At 52.5% G+C, this 731-nt stretch carries 1 protein-coding gene; it reads left to right on the top strand.

The features are described from left to right. Positions 1 to 105: 105 nt before the first annotated feature. Positions 106 to 731, top strand: a 626-nt coding sequence (gene trbJ, locus ACOCD2_RS23785) for a P-type conjugative transfer protein TrbJ (RefSeq protein WP_419626270.1), incomplete at its 3' end; no start/stop codon positions are given.

Here is a 731-nt window from a genome sequence, read left to right as displayed (position 1 = left end):
TCCGTTTCAACGTCATTGTCACGAAGGATATGGCATTTTCAAAGCCGTACCAGGCATTCGATTACTGAAAGTAAATTTTAGCGGCTAAAATAAGGAGATCAGACCATGAGGATCAAAGTAAACGTAAAGGCATTTATGTTGGCGATATTGATTGGAATGTCGGCGAACCCGAATGCCGGCATCCCTGTTATTGATGGGGCCAACCTGAACCAAAACATCACCAACACCATCGAGAACGTTACGCAAACCCTCAAGCAGGTTGAGGAGTATAAAACGCAGCTGGACCAGTACGCGAATCAGCTACAGAACACGATGGCCCCGGCCATGAATATCTGGGATGACGCCACGACGACGATGAACAGACTTCGGGGCGCGATCGATACCCTGCAATTCTATAAAACCCGGTTGGGCAGCCTGGACAGCTACCTGAAAAAATTCGGGGATCTCGATGACTACATGAATTCGCCGTGCTTCAACGGCAGCGGCGGTTGTACAGCGACCGAGTTAACAAAGCTCGAAGAGACACGGTCGCTGGGCTACGAATCACAGCAGCGAGCCAACCGCGCATTGTTCGAGGGCCTGGAGCAGCAACAAAATGCGATAGAGGACGATGCCAGGCAGCTGGAGCGACTCCAGTCTGCGGCCACCGGGGCAGTGGGCCAGATGGAGGCCATTGGTTACGCCAACCAGCTCGCCAGTCAGCAGGCCAACCAGCTATTACATATTCGGGG

It is taken from the genome of Thiolapillus sp. (assembly GCF_048562965.1).
GTDB classification, from domain to species: Bacteria; Pseudomonadota; Gammaproteobacteria; order Chromatiales; family Chromatiaceae; genus Thiolapillus; species Thiolapillus brandeum_A.
This window is presented reverse-complemented; position numbering and strand designations above follow the sequence as displayed.